19 protein-coding genes are annotated in these 15,843 nt (G+C 64.1%); 7 read left to right on the forward strand and 12 right to left on the reverse strand.

Annotated elements, in window-relative coordinates; translation table 11 throughout:
* Position 1 precedes the first annotated feature (1 nt).
* From ABIB57_RS15535 to ABIB57_RS15545, 3 genes are all read left to right on the forward strand, one after another.
* Positions 2-289 (forward strand): DUF3175 domain-containing protein, encoded by a 288-nt coding sequence (locus tag ABIB57_RS15535; RefSeq protein ID WP_354042009.1) that lies wholly within the window; start codon positions 2-4, stop codon positions 287-289.
* Positions 290-358: 69 nt separating this feature from the next.
* A complete protein-coding gene (gene hisC / locus ABIB57_RS15540) occupies positions 359-1,444 on the forward strand; it encodes a histidinol-phosphate transaminase (protein ID WP_354042011.1) in 1,086 nt (361 codons plus the stop codon).
* Entirely contained in the window at positions 1,441-2,415 is a 975-nt protein-coding gene (locus tag ABIB57_RS15545; protein WP_354042012.1) for a prephenate/arogenate dehydrogenase family protein, read from the forward strand. Before hisC ends, ABIB57_RS15545 begins: the two co-directional genes overlap by 4 nt.
* On the opposite strand, the gene ABIB57_RS15550 is transcribed toward ABIB57_RS15545, so the two are convergent.
* A complete protein-coding gene (locus tag ABIB57_RS15550) occupies positions 2,412-3,380 on the reverse strand; it encodes a DUF2125 domain-containing protein (RefSeq protein WP_354042013.1) in 969 nt (322 codons plus the stop codon). The genes ABIB57_RS15545 and ABIB57_RS15550 overlap by 4 nt on opposite strands.
* Positions 3,381-3,492: 112 nt before the next feature.
* On the opposite strand from ABIB57_RS15550, the gene ABIB57_RS15555 reads away from it, so the two are divergent.
* Complete coding sequence (locus ABIB57_RS15555) at positions 3,493-4,074, forward strand: gamma-glutamylcyclotransferase (protein WP_354042015.1); 582 nt, start codon at positions 3,493-3,495, stop codon at positions 4,072-4,074.
* A 424-nt stretch (positions 4,075-4,498) separates the two neighbouring features.
* Here ABIB57_RS15555 and ABIB57_RS15560 read toward each other — a convergent pair whose 3' ends face one another.
* The 4 genes from ABIB57_RS15560 to ftsE all read right to left on the reverse strand — a co-directional run bounded on the left by ABIB57_RS15560 (position 4,499) and on the right by ftsE (position 7,515).
* On the reverse strand, positions 4,499-4,843 hold the full coding sequence (locus ABIB57_RS15560) for a hypothetical protein (protein ID WP_354042016.1): 345 nt from the start codon (positions 4,841-4,843) through the stop codon (positions 4,499-4,501).
* Between the two features lie 122 nt (positions 4,844-4,965).
* Complete coding sequence (locus tag ABIB57_RS15565; protein WP_354042018.1) at positions 4,966-5,769, reverse strand: lysophospholipid acyltransferase family protein; 804 nt, start codon at positions 5,767-5,769, stop codon at positions 4,966-4,968.
* 152 nt (positions 5,770-5,921) lie between these two features.
* Positions 5,922-6,860 (reverse strand): cell division protein FtsX, encoded by a 939-nt coding sequence (locus ABIB57_RS15570; RefSeq protein WP_354042019.1) that lies wholly within the window; start codon positions 6,858-6,860, stop codon positions 5,922-5,924.
* A complete protein-coding gene (ftsE, locus tag ABIB57_RS15575; RefSeq protein WP_299725282.1) occupies positions 6,853-7,515 on the reverse strand; it encodes a cell division ATP-binding protein FtsE in 663 nt (220 codons plus the stop codon). The genes ABIB57_RS15570 and ftsE overlap by 8 nt, the downstream gene beginning before the upstream one ends.
* A gap of 228 nt (positions 7,516-7,743) precedes the next feature.
* Between ftsE and ABIB57_RS15580 the strand changes: the two genes are divergently transcribed.
* Positions 7,744-8,586, forward strand: a complete 843-nt coding sequence (locus tag ABIB57_RS15580) for a zinc-ribbon domain-containing protein (RefSeq protein ID WP_354042020.1) — start codon at positions 7,744-7,746, stop codon at positions 8,584-8,586.
* Complete coding sequence (locus ABIB57_RS15585) at positions 8,586-8,999, forward strand: response regulator (RefSeq protein WP_299725242.1); 414 nt, start codon at positions 8,586-8,588, stop codon at positions 8,997-8,999. The genes ABIB57_RS15580 and ABIB57_RS15585 overlap by 1 nt, the downstream gene beginning before the upstream one ends.
* On the opposite strand, the gene ABIB57_RS15590 is transcribed toward ABIB57_RS15585, so the two are convergent.
* The 5 genes from ABIB57_RS15590 to argH form a co-directional block, all read right to left on the reverse strand.
* Complete coding sequence (locus tag ABIB57_RS15590; RefSeq protein ID WP_354042022.1) at positions 8,996-10,099, reverse strand: winged helix DNA-binding domain-containing protein; 1,104 nt, start codon at positions 10,097-10,099, stop codon at positions 8,996-8,998. The two genes, ABIB57_RS15585 and ABIB57_RS15590, sit on opposite strands and share 4 nt — an antisense overlap.
* 198 nt (positions 10,100-10,297) lie before the next feature.
* The gene (lysA, locus tag ABIB57_RS15595) at positions 10,298-11,557 is read right to left on the reverse strand and encodes a diaminopimelate decarboxylase (protein WP_354042023.1); all 1,260 of its coding nucleotides are present in this window, start codon (positions 11,555-11,557) and stop codon (positions 10,298-10,300) included.
* A gap of 76 nt (positions 11,558-11,633) precedes the next feature.
* Positions 11,634-12,350 (reverse strand): gamma-glutamylcyclotransferase, encoded by a 717-nt coding sequence (locus tag ABIB57_RS15600; RefSeq protein ID WP_354042025.1) that lies wholly within the window; start codon positions 12,348-12,350, stop codon positions 11,634-11,636.
* Positions 12,343-13,059, reverse strand: coding sequence for a gamma-glutamylcyclotransferase (locus ABIB57_RS15605; protein WP_354042026.1), 717 nt, complete (start codon positions 13,057-13,059; stop codon positions 12,343-12,345). Before ABIB57_RS15605 ends, ABIB57_RS15600 begins: the two co-directional genes overlap by 8 nt.
* 27 nt (positions 13,060-13,086) lie before the next feature.
* A complete protein-coding gene (argH, locus tag ABIB57_RS15610; protein ID WP_354042027.1) occupies positions 13,087-14,535 on the reverse strand; it encodes an argininosuccinate lyase in 1,449 nt (482 codons plus the stop codon).
* A 22-nt stretch (positions 14,536-14,557) separates the two neighbouring features.
* Here argH and ABIB57_RS15615 point away from each other — a divergent pair, with 22 nt between their 5' ends.
* Positions 14,558-15,223 carry a TlpA disulfide reductase family protein gene (locus ABIB57_RS15615; protein WP_354042029.1) on the forward strand — a complete coding sequence of 222 codons (666 nt, stop codon included), beginning with the start codon at positions 14,558-14,560 and terminating at the stop codon, positions 15,221-15,223.
* A 196-nt stretch (positions 15,224-15,419) separates the two neighbouring features.
* Here the strand turns inward: ABIB57_RS15615 and ABIB57_RS15620 are convergent, their stop codons facing one another.
* Positions 15,420-15,641, reverse strand: coding sequence for a hypothetical protein (locus tag ABIB57_RS15620; RefSeq protein WP_354042030.1), 222 nt, complete (start codon positions 15,639-15,641; stop codon positions 15,420-15,422).
* A gap of 5 nt (positions 15,642-15,646) precedes the next feature.
* Positions 15,647-15,832, reverse strand: coding sequence for a hypothetical protein (locus tag ABIB57_RS15625; protein WP_354042031.1), 186 nt, complete (start codon positions 15,830-15,832; stop codon positions 15,647-15,649).
* Positions 15,833-15,843: the final 11 nt, after the last annotated feature.

Here is a 15,843-nt window from a genome sequence, read left to right on the forward strand (position 1 = left end):
AATGGCCACTGCAAAGAAATGGTCGCAGGACGTGACCGAACATAGCGACGCGATGGATCTCGAAGAGGGCGTGTTCGAAGGGCACGATCCCAAGGCCATCGCCCGCTCGCTGAAGCATTCGGCGGAGGCGAGCCATCGGCGTAAATCCGAGCCCTACCAGTCGGCAATGTCGATGCTGACCTTTTATATGAACCGCGCCGGCAGGAACCTGCCTGCGAGCCAGAAAAAGGTGCTCGATGACGCCAAGGACGAATTGCGCAAGCTGTTCGGCCGCGACACCGAGGATTGACGCAGGCAGGCTTTGCCTTAGACGCTCGGTTTGATTATGGTCCGCCCGGTTTCCAGCCGGTAGTTTTCCATGTCCGACCGTCCACAGCCGCAGCCCGGCATTCTCGATATCGCCCCCTACGTGCCCGGCAAGGCCGGCGCGCCGGGGAGCAAGGTGATCAAACTGTCGTCCAACGAAAGCCCGCTCGGCGCTTCGCCCAAGGCGATCGCGGCGTTTGCGTCGGTGGCCGATCACCTCGATATCTATCCCGAGGGTTCCTCGAAAATCCTGCGCGTAGCGCTGGGCGAAGTGCACGGGCTCGATCCCGAGCGCATCGTTTGCGGCAATGGCTCGGACGATTTGCTGCACCTGCTGGCCCAGACCTATCTGGGGCAGGGCGACGAAGCGGTAATGAACCAATACGGGTTCTCGGTCTATCCGATCATCACCTTGGCGACGGGTGCCAAGATCATCATGGCGCCGGAGGTGGACTACACCGCCAACGTCGACAGCCTGCTCGCTGCCGTGACCGAGCGCACCAAGATGGTGTTCCTGGCCAATCCCAACAATCCGACTGGCACGTACCTCACCTCGGCCGAAGTGGCGCGGCTGCATGCCGGCTTGCGGCCGGACATCTTGCTGGTCATCGACAGCGCCTATGCGGAATATGTGACGGCGGCGGATTATTCGGTGGGGATCGAACTGGTCGATGCCGCCGACAATGTCGTCATGGTGCGGACCTTCTCCAAGATGGGGTTGGCGGCGGCGCGGATCGGCTGGATGTATGGGCCGGACCATGTGGTGGATGCCATCAACCGCATTCGCGGGCCGTTCAACGTCAACCTGCCGGCGCAACTGGCGGGCGCCGCCGCGACGCGCGATGTCGAATTCACCGAACGGCTGCGGCAGCACAATGCGCGCTGGCGCGAGTGGATCACAGGGCAATTGAGCTCCAACCAGTTGCGCGTGGTGCAGAGCCAGGCCAATTTCATCCTGGTGCTGTTTCCCAGCCCTGCCGAAGCCGAGGCGGCCTTCGAAGCGCTATGGAATGCGGGGCTGATCGTGCGGCAGGTCGGGACGTCCTACGGCATTGCGGATGGCTTGCGCATCTCCATCGGTAGCGAGGCCGCGATGCGCGGCGTGGTCGAAGTTCTCAAGAATCGGGTTGTGGCATGAGCGTAAAATTTCGCAAACTCGCGCTGATCGGCATCGGCCTGATCGGCTCCTCCATCGCCCTGGCCGCGCGCCGGCAGGGCCTGGCCGAGGTGATCGCCATTTCCACCCGCAAGGCCGAAACGCTGGAGGAAGCGCGCGAACTGGGGCTGGGCGATCTTTACACGCTCGACGCGGCCGAGGCGGTGCGCGGGGCGGACCTGGTGATCCTCTGCACGCCCGTTGGCGCCTATGAGAGCGTGATGCAGGCCATCGCCTCCTCTTTGGCGCCCGGCGCGATCTTGTCCGATGTCGGCTCTGTCAAGCAGCATGTGGTCAACGTGTTGGCGCCGCTGGTGCCAGCCGGGGTGAGCCTCATTCCGGGCCACCCGATCGCCGGCACCGAGCATTCGGGGCCATCGGCGGGCTTTGCCGAATTGTTCGCCGGGCGCTGGTGCGTGTTGACGCCGGGTCCTGAGGTGGATGCCGCGCAGGTCGAAAAACTCGTGCAGTTCTGGGAAGCCATGGGCAGCCATGTCGAGACCATGGAAGCCAGCCACCACGATATGGTGCTGGCCATTACCAGCCATATCCCTCACCTCGTGGCCTACAATATCGTCGGTACCGTTGCCGATCTGGAGGCGGCGACGCAGTCGGAAGTCATCAAGTTCTCGGCCTCGGGCTTTCGCGATTTCACCCGCATCGCCGCATCCGATCCGGTGATGTGGCGCGACGTTTTCCTCACCAACCGTGATGCAGTCCTCGAAATGCTGGGACGGTTTTCCGAAGATTTGTCAGTGCTGCAGCGCGCGGTGCGGACCGGCGACGGTCCGGCGCTGGAAGCCATGTTCACCCGCACCCGCGCCATCCGCCGTTCGATCATCAGCGCCGGGCAGGAAACCGCCGCCGCCGATTTCGGACGGCCGCACGAGGCGACGCCGCCGCCCACAGCGCCGGTCTTCGTGCGCGAGCATGGTGGCGGCGACGACGCCTAGAACAGTGGTGGCACCGAGGCGATCGGCAAGAGGCCCGAATAGATGTTGCCGCCGCGGAAGTTGAGCACGTTCGCGTGGCTGCCGTCCGGCGCCGGATTGCCCAGCACCAACGTGCGGTAGGGCTCGATCAGGTAGGGCTCGAGGCGCTCGGCCACCTTGGTGGAATTGATGTCGATCTGCCCGTCCAGCAGGCCCTGCGGGTCGAGCGCCAGATTGCCGTTGGCCTTGAGGTCGCTGTCGCCATCGGTGGCGTGGGCGGAGACCAGCTTGAGCTGGCCGCCGGCGGCGCGCCAGTTGATCAGCGCATCTGGTTCCGCCAATAGCCGCACATCGTCGGGCAGGCCATTCACCTCGACCTCGATTTCGGCATTGCCATTGGCGATGGTGAAGCCGGGCGCCACCAAGTCCTTGGCCTGGAAATAACCGGCCAGGGCCGCGAGGCCCTTGGCGGCATCGTGTTGCTCGGGAATATCGCCCAGCTGCAGGTCGATCATGGCGCTCTTGGCGATGAGGTTGTCCCCCATCAGAGTGTCGCTCCAGTTCACCTCGGTGCCATTGAGCGCGATGCGGGCAATTTGCCAGCCATCGGTACGCGCGCTGGCTTCGAGCGTCTTGAAATTGAGCGTGCTTTGCGAGCCGGTGAAGGTGTCCTCGATTTTGACCGGGGCCAGCGCCGACGCCATCAGATGGGTCGGCCGATAGACCAGCACGCTGGCGCGCAATCCGGCAATATCCACGACCAGGTCGCCATCGAGCACCTGCGCCTTGGCGCAATCGACGTCAAACCGGAATGGGAAGCCCGAGACATTGAGCGTGTCGCAGGTGAGGCGCGGCGCGGTGACGCCATCGGCATCGGCCAGCGCCAAAACGTTCTTGCGCACCTCGCCGGACAGGAACAGCCAGGCGCCCGACCACAGGGCGACGACGACGACGATAGCGATGAAGAGAGCAATGATTCGTTTCATGGCTTTGTTCTATCCTCGCAAGGGCTTGGGCTAAAGGGCGGCAGATGGGAAAACCGGGTCGTGATGCTGGGGCAGGGTCGCTATGCAGGCGGGCGATTGCCGGAAGGCAGCAATGTCCGTAGATTCTGTTGGGTTGATGACCATGCTTGAGACAATGAACGCGACAATCACCCACTGGGTTTTCGGGTACGGTTCGCTGATCTGGAACCCCGGGTTCGCCCACATTTCGGCCCAGCAGGGAATGCTGTACGGCGCCCATCGCAGCCTGTCGGTCTATTCGCAGGACCATCGTGGCACGCCGCAGCGGCCGGGGCTGGTGTTCGGACTGACGCGGGGCGGGTCTTGCCGGGGTATGATGTTCGAGGTTGCGGATGGCGATTGGGGGGCCGTGCGGGCCTATCTGCTGGCGCGCGAAAAGGGCAATGGCGTCTATCGCGAGGCGACGCGGCCGGTGCGGCTGGCGGATGGGCGCGCCGTGCTGGCGCTGACCTTCATGGTCGATGAGCGGCATGTGCAATATGCGCGCAATCTGAGTCTGGAGCATCAACTGGCCATCGTGCGCGGTGGCGTTGGCGAGTCGGGTAACAATGTGGATTATGTGCTGAATACCGCGCGCGGGTTGCAGCAGCTTGGGATCGATGACCGGCAGATCATGGCGCTGGCCAAGCTACTGGCGCGGGATGTGGCGGCCTAACTCGGTGCTTATCAAATCCACCAATCCGTCTTCCATCCACCATCCATCCCACCCACCCACCGATCTGCCCGCGGGCTCGACCCGCGGGTCACTCTCCACGCGTGCCAGGTTGCGAGAGGCCCGCGGGTCAAGCCCGCGGGAAGGACGGTGGGTGGGGGAAAGTGTGGTTGGCGGGGTGAGTGGGAAATCCAGATAGAGAAAATCTGGCCAGATTGACTTTCCGGTCTGCGCCGGTCCATCCCCCCTCGCGATCCTGCCCGCGGACTTGATCCGCGGATCACTCCCCACATGTGCCGGGCTGCGAACGGCCCGCGGGTCAAGCCCGCGGGAAGGGCGGTGGGTGGGGGGAAGTGTGGTTGGCAGGGTGAGCAGGACAATCCAGATAGAGAAAATCTAGCCGGATTGACCGTCCGCCGCCGCCTAATTACGCCGCCGAACGCTCCTGCACGGGTTCGGCGCCTTCGAGGTCCCAGATCGTGCTCAGCCGTTCGCTGTCGGCGCTGGGGGTGACGAGGCGGAAGACGCGGTCGGCGCAGTCGAGCGCCAGACGGAAGCGCGTGCGGCTCAGGGGGTCGCCCACCAGATCATGGGTCGAGCCGACCCAGAGGGCATTGCCGCCCTTGGCGATGAGATAGAGGTCATTTTCGGTCATGGCGAAACGGTCGAGGCTTTCGCCGGCCAACCCGTAGGAGCGGCCGGACCGGCCCAGCCAGGTGACGACGCGGGCAAAGCCGGATTGCTTAAGCCGCAGTTCGCTGAATGCCATCATTTCCCATCCCCTCTCGTCCCAACGAGGAACAAAGGTAGAACAAAAATGGAAAGCCGTCAAGCGGCATTCCAATTGATGTCTATATCTATGGCGGCGTTCGGCCCTGGCGTCAATATATAGGGTCAGGCGGGGCTGCGTGCCTGCTTGCGGGCAGCGATGGCGGCGCCCAGTTTGGCGTCGATGGGGCGGTCGAGACCCTTGTCGATGGCGCCGAGGATGAGCTTGTCCGATTCGGTTTCGATAGCGGTCTTGAGCCGGTCGAGGAAGACGTCGGGCGCCAGACCCGCTTCGATCGCCGGCAGGAATTCGCACTCGCCCAGGCCCGGCCAGATGACGAGGCTATTGCGGCCCCAGAACAGGCCCGAATTGAGCGCCACCGGCACCACCGGCACCTTGAGTTCGGCATAGAGGCGGGCAATGCCGTATTTGTAGTCGGCCGGTGCCAGCGGCGCCTTGCGGGTGCCTTCGGGGAAAATGACGATGCGGCAGCCGCGTTCGACGGCCGCATGGGCCTGGCGCATCATTTCGGGGACGGCCTGGGCGCCCTTGCGGCGATCGACTTCGATGCAATCGAGCGAGCGGGCGGCCCAGCCGAAGAAGGGAATGCGCATCAATTCCTTCTTGACGATATAGGCGGGGCGCACGGCATGCGGGAAGATGGCGAACACGTCCCAGTCGCTCTGGTGCTTGGCGGCGATGATGCAGCCGCCCTCGGGGATGTTTTCCAGCCCCGACACCTTGGTGCGCATGCCCACCACCCAGCGCAGCATTTGCAGGTTGGAGCGGCACCAGTATTTGGCCAGCTCCCAGCCAAATGTGGTGCGGCCCGCAAACAGCGCGATGGTGCCGATGGTGACGGCGACCAAAATGGTCTGTCCGATGAACAGGACATAGAACAGCGCCGAACGGATAGCCTGGACGATCATGGGTTACGTCTCTCTCGCGGCTGGGCGCCGATGATTGCTCATAATCAAACAATGATGGCTTGGCTAGAAGCGCGGCTCATTGTGATGCCGACGCCAACACCAGTCTTCCGCCGTTTACGCCCCAATGTACAGAACGTACGTGACGCGCGGTACTAGGAGGTCTGGGCGAGGAAGCGGCGCACCGTCAGGCGGGAGGTGATCGCCGTCAGCGCCGCAATCACCGGAATGACGGCGGCGATGCCGATAATGCCGTCAATGCCCAGCGCGAAGCGGCCGAACAGCACGCCGACCTGCGCACTGGCCTCGCTGGACAGCATATTGCCGGCGCCGGTGCCGACGATGAAGAAGAACAGCGTTGCCGCCAGCGCACCCAACAACCCACCTTGCAGGCCGATGGACAAAAAGCGCCCCTGGAATTCCCCGGCGATGAATTTGTTGGACGCCCCGATGTAATGCAGCACGTCGACGATTTCGCGGTTGGACGCCATGGCGCCGCGGGTGGCGAAGATAATCGCCAGCACGGTGGCCACGCCGATCAGCCCCAGCACCATCAGGCCCGACAGCACGATGGCCCCCGCCATGGTGTTGAGCTGCTGACGCCAGGCGGCGTGGGTGTCCAGACTCGCCCCCTTGATGGCGGTCAGGTCGCGGGTCAGCTTGGCGATATCGGCGTCGACCGGATCGCCCAGTTGCACCACAACGAGGCGCGGAATTTCGATGGCGCTGAGGTCGAGACCGGCGCCGAGCCAGGGCTCGATCAGCTTCTGGCTTTCCGCCTCGGTCAGCGGGCGGGCGGAGGCGACGCCGGGCGTGGCTTCGGCCAGGGCGACGGCGGTGCGCAGGTTGCTCTCCATCACCTCGCCCTCGACCGGGCGGATCTGGATGGTGACTTCGCGGCCCACATCGGCCGACCAGGCGATTGCGGACTTCTGCACCAGCACCACGCCGCCCAGGGTGACGGCGGACAGGAAGCTCATGATGGTGATCATCAGCAGCAGGGTGCGGCCGGCGACGCTGCGCTCGGGCACGATGGGGGCGGCGCCGCCACGGCGCGGCAGGATGGCTTTGAGCAGCCGCAACATCTCAAGCATGGATCACCAGCTCGCCCTTGGACAGCAGCATGCGCGGATAGGAAAACTGGTCGAGCAGCGGCAATTCGTGCGTGGCCAGAATAATGGTCATGCCCAGTGTACGGTTCAGCTCGGCGAACAGATGCACCAGCCGGCTCGACAGATCGGGGTCGACATTGCCGGTGGGCTCGTCGGCCAGCAGCACTTTGGGGCGGGCGATGACGGCGCGCGCAATGGCGGCGCGCTGTTTTTCGCCACCGGAGAGCAGCGAGGGCAGCGCGTTCATGCGCTCGCCCAGCCCCACCCATTCGAGCAATTCGGTGACATTGGGGCGATATTCGGCCTCGGGCTGGCCGAGTACGCGAAGCGGCAAAGCGACGTTCTCAAACGTGGTCAAATGATCGAGCAGGCGGAATTCCTGGAACACGATGCCGATATGGCGGCGCATCTGCAGCAGGCGGTCCTGGTCGAGATGGGTCACATCCTCGCCGAACATGGTGACGCGGCCGCGCGAGGGCTTCAGCGACAGCAGCAGCAGGCGCAACAGGCTGGTCTTGCCGGCGCCCGAGGGGCCGGTCAGGAAGTGGAACGAGCCGGGCTCGATGGAAAAGCTGAGGTCCCGCAAAATCTCGGGGCCATTGCCATAGCGCAGCCCGACATCGGAAAACTCGATCAACCCGTCAGGCTCCACGCTTGCCCCCTTGCGACGCGATCGGCCGGAGGGCGAATCAATCGTCGGCGTCATCATAACAGGCGTTGGCGCCCGATGCCGCAGGCCCAGGCCAATGGGGCGCGAATACGGTGCAAATATGGTTCGGCGCCAGGAAGATTTCATTGATTTCAAGAGTTTTAACACCATCGCGCTAGGCTCCTGCCAGCGTCTCTTTCCCAACTCGTCTGACCCATGATCATTACCTGTCCACATTGCCAGACGCGTTACCAGGTCACCTATGAGGCGATCGGGTCGACGGGCCGCAAGGTGCAATGCGCGCATTGCCAGCAGGCCTGGTCGCAGAAGCCGCTCGATCCCGATGCCTTCGACGATGGCGACCCCCTGGTGCGCAATGTCGCCGAGGATGCGCTGGACGATGCCCTGGTCAGCGAAGAGCGCCGGGTGGCGGCCGAACTGGCCGAACGCAAGGTCGAGGCAGACGAAGCCGCCGAGGTTGACGCCAAGGACGCGTCCAAGGTCGATCCGGCGCTGATCCGCAAGCGGCAGCGGGCGTTTTTGCGCCGGCAGAATGCCTTGGTGGCCAAATTGCCGATGGCGCGCCTGCGCCGCGTGGCGCGGGTGGCGGGCGCCGTCGTGCTGGTGGGGCTGCTCGCCGCAAGCTATTTCGGGCGCGTGCAGGTGGTGGAGCAATTTCCGGCCATGGCGGGCGTCTACGCGGCCATCGGCCTGCCGGTCAACGTTATCGGGCTGGAATTCGACCGCCTGACCACTTTGCGCACGCTGCGCGAAGGCAAGGAGGTCCTCGTGGTTTCGGCGCAGATCGTGGGCTTGCAAAAGGCCCCGGTCATGGTGCCCGCGGTGGTGGTGACGCTGCTCGGGGCGTCGGGCAATGGCATTTATGAGTGGAGCGTCACGCCGGACGTGCGTGACATGATGGCGGGCGAACGTGCTACATTTGAAACCCAGTTGCCGCTGCCGCCGGTCGATGCGGTGAACGTGCGGCTCAGCTTTGCCGGCGGTGGATCGACACGCAGTGCCGCTCCGGTCCAGCCTGCCAGCACGGAGGGACATTGATGGCCCGAATTCTGGTTGCCGAAGACGATGACTCAGTGCGCGCCTTTGTCATCAGTGCCCTCAAGATGAAGGGGCACGAGGTGGTGTCCGCCGAAGACGGGGGTCTTGCCGCCGAAATCATGGATGCCGAACAGGGCCGGTTCGACCTGCTGCTCTCCGATATCAAGATGCCCATCATGGACGGGATCGCGCTGGCGCTGACGGTGGCGGCGAGTTTTCCCGAAGTGATTATCGTGCTGATGACCGGCTTTGCCGATCAGCGCGAGCAGGCGCACGGCCTGCACGAGCTGATCTATGACGTCATCGTCAAGCCGTTCACGCTGGCCGACCTGCTGGCCAAGGTCGATGACGCGCTGGCGGGCCGTCCGATCGAGATCGTGTCGCAGGGCCGGCAGGCGCAGGACCCTACCTAGTCGACGACGGGCAGCACGGTCGTGGTGATTGCGGTCGCGCCTTCGGTCAGGAAACCGGCCATGGCGTGGCCTTCCTTCTCGATTTCAGTCAGCTCGCGTTTCAACAGTTTACGGAACGGCGTCAGGGTCAATTGCGCGCTATCCTTGCGGCGCGCCAATGACCATTTGCCGGCGATGAAACCATCCACGGTGAAGGTCGATGGATAGCCGTTGACCAGCGGCATACGCGCCCGCGCCAGATCGGACTGGATGCGGCGGCGGTCGGCAAAACCGAGATAGACATTGTCATATTCGGGCAGGAAACGAGGCGGCGCCGGCGTGTCGGCATCGGGGCGCGGCGCGTCCGGCAGGTCGTAGAGCGTGCGGTCGTCTTCGGCGGTGAAGGCGATGAGCTGGTCGCGCACCGCCTCGAAGGCCGGCGCCAGCCGGGTCAGCCCGGACCAATGCTGCATGTCGGCGACGCTGGCCGGGCCGAAGGCCGTGAGGTAGCGCAACACCAGCGCGGGCAGGGCAATGGGCTCGGCGACGCCCTGACCGATCCAGGTTTCGATCCGAGCCAGCAGCGGCGGGCCGCCATGGCCCCAGATGCGGGTCGGCGGAATCTGCACCAGCGTTTCGGCGCCCTGCACCACCTGCGCCAGCACATAGGGATCGCTGTCGGGAAATGACTTCAGCAGGCGCTTGCCTAATTCGCCCGCGGTCATCGGCTGCTGGTTCAAGAGCTCAACCCCAAGGGCGCGCACGGCGGCGCGATCGGCCTTGATGGTTCGGGCCTTGGCGGGCGAGGCGAACGTGCGGTCCAGCACCGGTTGCAACAGCGGACGGAGGGTTCGCATGTCGTCCGCAGTGTGCAGATGCAGCGTCGTGCGCATGGTGGTGGCGCGCAGCAGGGTCTTGTTGGTGATGAGGGCGGTCAGCGCCGATGGGGTAAAGCCGGATAGGCGGTTCCACAGCGCCTGGTAAGGACCATTGGTGGTTTGCGCCTGAAGGCCGAGGAGGAAGGCCACGGCCTCGGGGATCGCCATGTCGACGCCCTCCAGCATCATCTGCCGGGAAAGGGTGGCGCGGTTGAGCTGGCGGTCGGTGATGGGCTCAGGCATGGGGTCTCCCGGGTGAGGAGAGTATGCAATGGGCGTGATGACAAGGGCTGGCAGGATACCACTGCACCTCTCCCTTTGGGGGAGAGGTCGGCGCACAGCGCCGGGTGAGGGGGCCTTTGCTGGGCCAGGTGTTTTGGGAAGGCCCCCTCACCCGACCGAAGACGGTCGACCTCTCCCCCAAAGGGAGAGGTGAAGATATCACACCCAATCGGGCACGCTATCGAGCGCTAGCAGGTCGGCGATCGACTTGCGCGGGCGGATGACGTGGTAGCGCGGGCCATCCACCAGCACTTCGGGGATCAGGGCGCGCGAATTGTAGGTCGAGGCCATGACCGCCCCATAGGCGCCGGCGCTCATCACGGCAAGCAGGTCGCCTTCCTTGACGCCGGGCATGGTGCGGGCCTTGGCGAGGTAATCACCCGTCTCGCAGACCGGGCCGACGATATCGGCGGTGATGGGCGAGAGGTTGGAGTGGTTCACCGGCTGGATATCGTGATGGGCCTCGTAAAGCGTGGGGCGGATCAAATCGTTCATCGCCGCGTCGACGATGACGAAATTGGTGCCGCCCTCCTTCACATATTCCACCTTGGTCACGAGGATGCCGGCATTGCCGACCAAGAGGCGACCGGGCTCGATCACCAGCTTGCAGCCGAGCGAGCCCACCTTGTCGCGGACCACCTGGGCATAGGATTGCGGGGATGGCGGTCCGTCTTCGGTCTCGTTGTAGGGAATGCCCAGCCCGCCGCCCACATCGACATGCTCGATGGCGTGGCCATCGGCGCGCAACTGGCCGACCAGTTCGGCCATCAACTGGAACGCGTCGCCGAACGGGCCGAGATCGGTGATCTGGCTGCCGATATGCATATCGACGCCGACCGCCTTGACGTTGGGCATGGTGGCGATGCGGTCATAAACCTCGCGGGCGCGGGCATAGGGGATGCCGAACTTGTTCTCGGCCTTGCCGGTGGAAATTTTGGCATGGGTCTTGGCATCGACATCGGGATTGATGCGCACCGACACCCGGGCGACCTTGCCCATGGACCCGGCGATCATGTCGAGCCGTTCGAGCTCCGGCTCGCTCTCAACGTTGAAGCAGTGGATGCCCACGTCCAGCCCGCGACGCATCTCGGCGACGGTCTTGGCGACGCCCGAAAAGACGATCATGTCCGGCTTGATGCCGGCCGCCAGAGCGCGTTCGAGTTCACCGCCCGACACGACATCGGCGCCGGCGCCTTCGCTGGCCATCAGCTTGAGCACGGCCTGGTTGGAATTGGCCTTCATCGCATAGGCCAGCAGCGTTGGAATGCCCTCGAAGGCGGCTTTGACGACGCGAACATGGCGGCGCAAAGTGGCGCTGGAATAGACGTAGAACGGCGTGCCCACTTCGGCCGCCAATTCGTTCAAGTTGACGTCTTCGGCGAACAGCGTGCCGTCGCGATGCTGGAAATGGTGGACCAAGGTGGGGTCTTTCGGGAGGGTGACGCCGGTTGCGCCTGATCTATGCCAAGCGGGCGCAAAACGAAAGTGTCAGTTATCAGCCGGTGCCGTAAACGGCCTCGATCCGTTTGGCGACGAGGTCCTGCAATTGCCACAGGTGCGGATCGTGGATGCCCAAGATTTCGAGGTGCGTGACGGTGGCAAACAGATACTCGGCCATCGAACCGCGCGAGCCGACGGCGGTCGCAAGCACGTCGGCGATCTGCTCGACCGACAGGCCCGAGACATAGCGGCCGCTGTTGCGATCGATGCAGAAGGTCAGCGCGCGGATGCTGCGTTCGCCGCTTTGGACATTGACCCAGCGCGGCGGAAACGGCGAGGGCCGCCACCCCATTTCGCGCTCCAGCAGTTTGACCAGGTTATCTTCGACCGCGTTGGCGGGAATACGGTAGAGCACGCCCTTGCAGGCGCCGCCGCGATCCAGTGCCAGCATCAGGCCGGGATTTTCGTCGCTGCCGCGAAAGCGGTTATTCCAGCCGAGGCAAAACGAGCGGTGCCAGCCGCGCACCAGGCCGGTGCGCAATTCGACGAAATCGCAGGCCGGCTTCCAGATCAGCGAGCCATAAGCGAAAAACCACACTTCGCTGATTTCGGGTTCTTGCGCCATGAGGCTGGCAATAGTGGCTAGGTGGTCCTCGCGCGTCGCCTGGATCATGCCGGCCGGTGGCGGTGGCATCGTGTCATCGGCGGCAGGCGGCCGCAGGAACGCGACATGGCGTTCGGTCAGCGCCATCGGGCGGCCGGGCTTATGCATCGCTACGCACTCCGAGACGAGCCGCATCGATGCGATCGGCGACCAGCCCCTGCAGGCGCCACAAATAGCTGTCGTGAATGCCCAGTTCTTCCAGTTTGAGCACTGTGGCGTGCAGGTACTCAGCCATCGAGCCCTTAAAGCCGCAGGCTTTGGCGAGGACGTCGGCGGTGGCCTCCGGCGTCAGCCCGCCGATATAGCGCGGGCTGTTGCGGTCCATGGCGAAGGTCAGCGCGCAGATCGGGCCAGACTCGGTTTTCACCGTAATCCAGCGGCCGGGAAAGGCCGTGGGCACCATGCTCATTTCGCGGCGGATCAGCACGTCGAGATGTTTTCGCGCTGTCGCCGGCGCCAGCCGATGCACCACGCCCTTGCACTGGCCGCCTCGATCGATCGCCATCATCAGGCCCGGCGTCTGCTTGTCGCCGCGAAAGCGAAAGTCCCAGCCCAGCGTGAACGAGCGGTGCCAGCCATGCGCCAAAGCGGTGCGCTGTTCAGTGAAAGGGTAGCAGGGGTTCCAGATCAGCGAGCCGTAACCGAACACCCAAATGTCTTCGGGTGTCGGCGCAATGGCCAGCAGCCGGTCGATCTCGACGTCATAGTCGGCATCTTCGGCGGGGCGAAAGCCATCCAATAGCGACGGCCCCGGATCGGGGATGTCGCGATGGACATGGGCGATGTGCTCTGGGGTCAGGCGCAGGCGGACTTGCATGCACCCAACATCAGTCACAGAGGTGATTCATTCAACCCCGCCATCGCCATGGCCGCCATGCTTCTTTTTACCCAGCGGGCGCGGCTCATGCGGCGTGCCGGTCAGGAGCGTCTTCCAGCGCGCCGCCTGGATCAGCACATTGGTGGGCGCGGTGCCGCCATAGCTCTGGCGCGCGGCGACCGAGGCCTCGACCGTCAGCACCTTGTGGATGCGCGAATCGATGCGCTGGTCGACGAACTTGAAGTCCTCGATGGTCAGGCCTTCCAGCCCGCAGCCCTTCTGTTCGGCGAGCGCCACGATCTGCCCGGTGACGTGATGGGCGTCGCGGAACGGCATGTTGACTTCGCGCACCAGCCAGTCCGCGATATCGGTGGCGGTGGAAAAGCCGGCGCTGGCGGAGGTGCGCATGCGCTCGCGGTTTGCCGTCAGGTCCTTGACCATGCCGGTCATCGCAGCGAGCGATAGCGATAGGCTGTCCAGCGCGTCGAAGGCGACTTCCTTGTCTTCCTGCATATCCTTGGAATAGGCCAGCGGCAGGCCCTTCATGACGATCAACAGCGAGGCCAGCGCGCCGACGATGCGGCCGATCTTGGCGCGCACCAGCTCGGCGGCGTCCGGATTGCGCTTTTGCGGCATGATCGAGGAGCCGGTGGTGAATTTGTCGCTGAGCTTGACGAAGCCGAACTGGGCCGAAGACCAGATCACCATTTCCTCGGCAAACCGGCTCAGATGCATGGCGCAGATCGATGCGGCGGCGAGGGTTTCGAGGATGAAATCGCGGTCGGACACGGCATCGAGCGAATTGGCGGTCGGCCGGTCGAAGCCGAGCTGTTCGGCCGTCATGTGCCGGTCGATGGGATAGGGCGTGCCGGCCAGCGCTGCCGAGCCAAGCGGGCTTTCGTTGAGCCGTACGCGAGCGTCAGCCAGCCGGCCGGCGTCACGGCCCAGCATTTCCACATAGGCCAGCAGATGGTGGCCAAAGGTCACCGGCTGGGCGCTTTGCAGATGGGTGAAGCCGGGCATGATGGTTTCGGCTTCGTCTTCAGCGCGGGTGACCAGCGCCAGTTGCAGGTCTTTGACCTGCACCAGCAGCGTATCGATGGTGTCGCGGACATAAAGCTTGAAATCGGTCGCTACCTGATCGTTGCGGGAGCGCGCGGTGTGGAGGCGCCCGGCGGCATCGCCGATCTTTTCGCGCAGTCGGCTCTCGACATTCATGTGAATGTCCTCGAGCGCGCGCGAGAACGTGAAGGCGCCGGTCTCGATCTCGTCGAGCACCTCGGTTAGACCCCCGATGATAGCGTCGCGATCGTCCTGCGTCAGAATGCCCGTTTGTGCGAGCATGGTGGCATGGGCAATCGACCCGGCGATATCCTGGCGGTACAAGCGCTGGTCGAAACCGATCGACGCATTGATTTCTTCCATGATGGCATCGGGGCCGGTGCTGAACCGTCCGCCCCACATCTTGTTGCTCATCATCTGATCCTTGGGACTTGAAATGACCGATATAAACGCGCCCCGCCCCGGAGCTTCCAACCGCATCAGATTGCTGATCGTGCTGGGGGTTGCCGTCTTGGCCGTAGCTATAGCGGCGTGGGTTTTGCTAGGCAATGGCGCGGCCGCCAAGGAATGCCCGGTGCAGAAGGACGCGGCGCTGGATATCGATTTTGCCTCGGTGGGGGAATTGGCCGGGCTCAACCCGACTGGCGAAGGGCGCGGTTACGCGACGCTGGCGTTCAAGGACGCGGAAGGCAAGCCGATGGATATCGGCGATTTCAAGGGCAAGGGCCTGCTGGTCAATTTCTGGGCGAGCTGGTGCGTGCCGTGCCGCGAGGAAATGCCGGCGCTGGACGCGTTGGCCGCCAAATACAATTCGGATGATTTCATGGTGCTGCCGATCAATCTCGATATCGGCGAGGACGGACTGGGTAAAGCGCGAAAATTCCTCGACGACAACAAGTTCGCCCATCTGCCGCTTTACGCCGACAACACTTTTGCGGCCTTCGAGCGGCTGAAGCAGGAGGCGGTGACAGTGGGATTGCCGGCGAGTCTAATCCTCGACGCCAAGGGGTGCGAACTGGCGGTGCTGCAAGGACCCGCGCACTGGAATACGCCGGATGGCTATGCGGTGATCGACGCGCTGGTGAAGCTGGTGAAGGGGTAGGGGCCGCGGCACTACTGCGTTTTGGGGGCACAATATAACGCCACCCACCGGCTCTTCCCGCGGACTTGATCCGCGGGCCTCTCGCCACATCTGCCGCGCTGACAGCGGCCCGCGGGTCAAGCCCGCGGGAAGAAAGATAGGGGGTGTGCTGAACTAACCGGGCGCGCTCACTGTCAAGCAACCCACTGCGCAAAATCTAAATCAGCCGATCCACCGCCGCGCCGCTATCCACCACCGGCGCTTCGCCTTTGCCATCGGGGCTCACGGCCGCGTTTTCGGCGATCTTTTCCTGCACGGCGGATTCCAGCCTGGCGCGGAGCATCGCGACCTTGGCCAGTTCGGCGCCGGGTGGGGTGGCCTGGCGATCCACGATGCGGTTGATCATCACCGGTGGGCTGATGGCGAAATCGTTGCTCATGGCAATCAGGCGTATTTGTCGACTTTGAGGCCCTGGCCGCTTGGCGGTGGGGCCGATTGGACCGCCTCGGCCAGCATGGTGGCGGTGCTGGCTTCGGCTTCAGCCGCCTTCTTCAGCACGGCGGTCTGGACGCTGCCGGCGCCGACAGCGGCGCGCGACGTGGTCAATTGCGTGTTCAGATCGGAGTCCATAACCGCCCCCT

This window comes from Devosia sp. UYZn731, from assembly GCF_040546795.1.
Classification (GTDB): domain Bacteria; phylum Pseudomonadota; class Alphaproteobacteria; order Rhizobiales; family Devosiaceae; genus Devosia.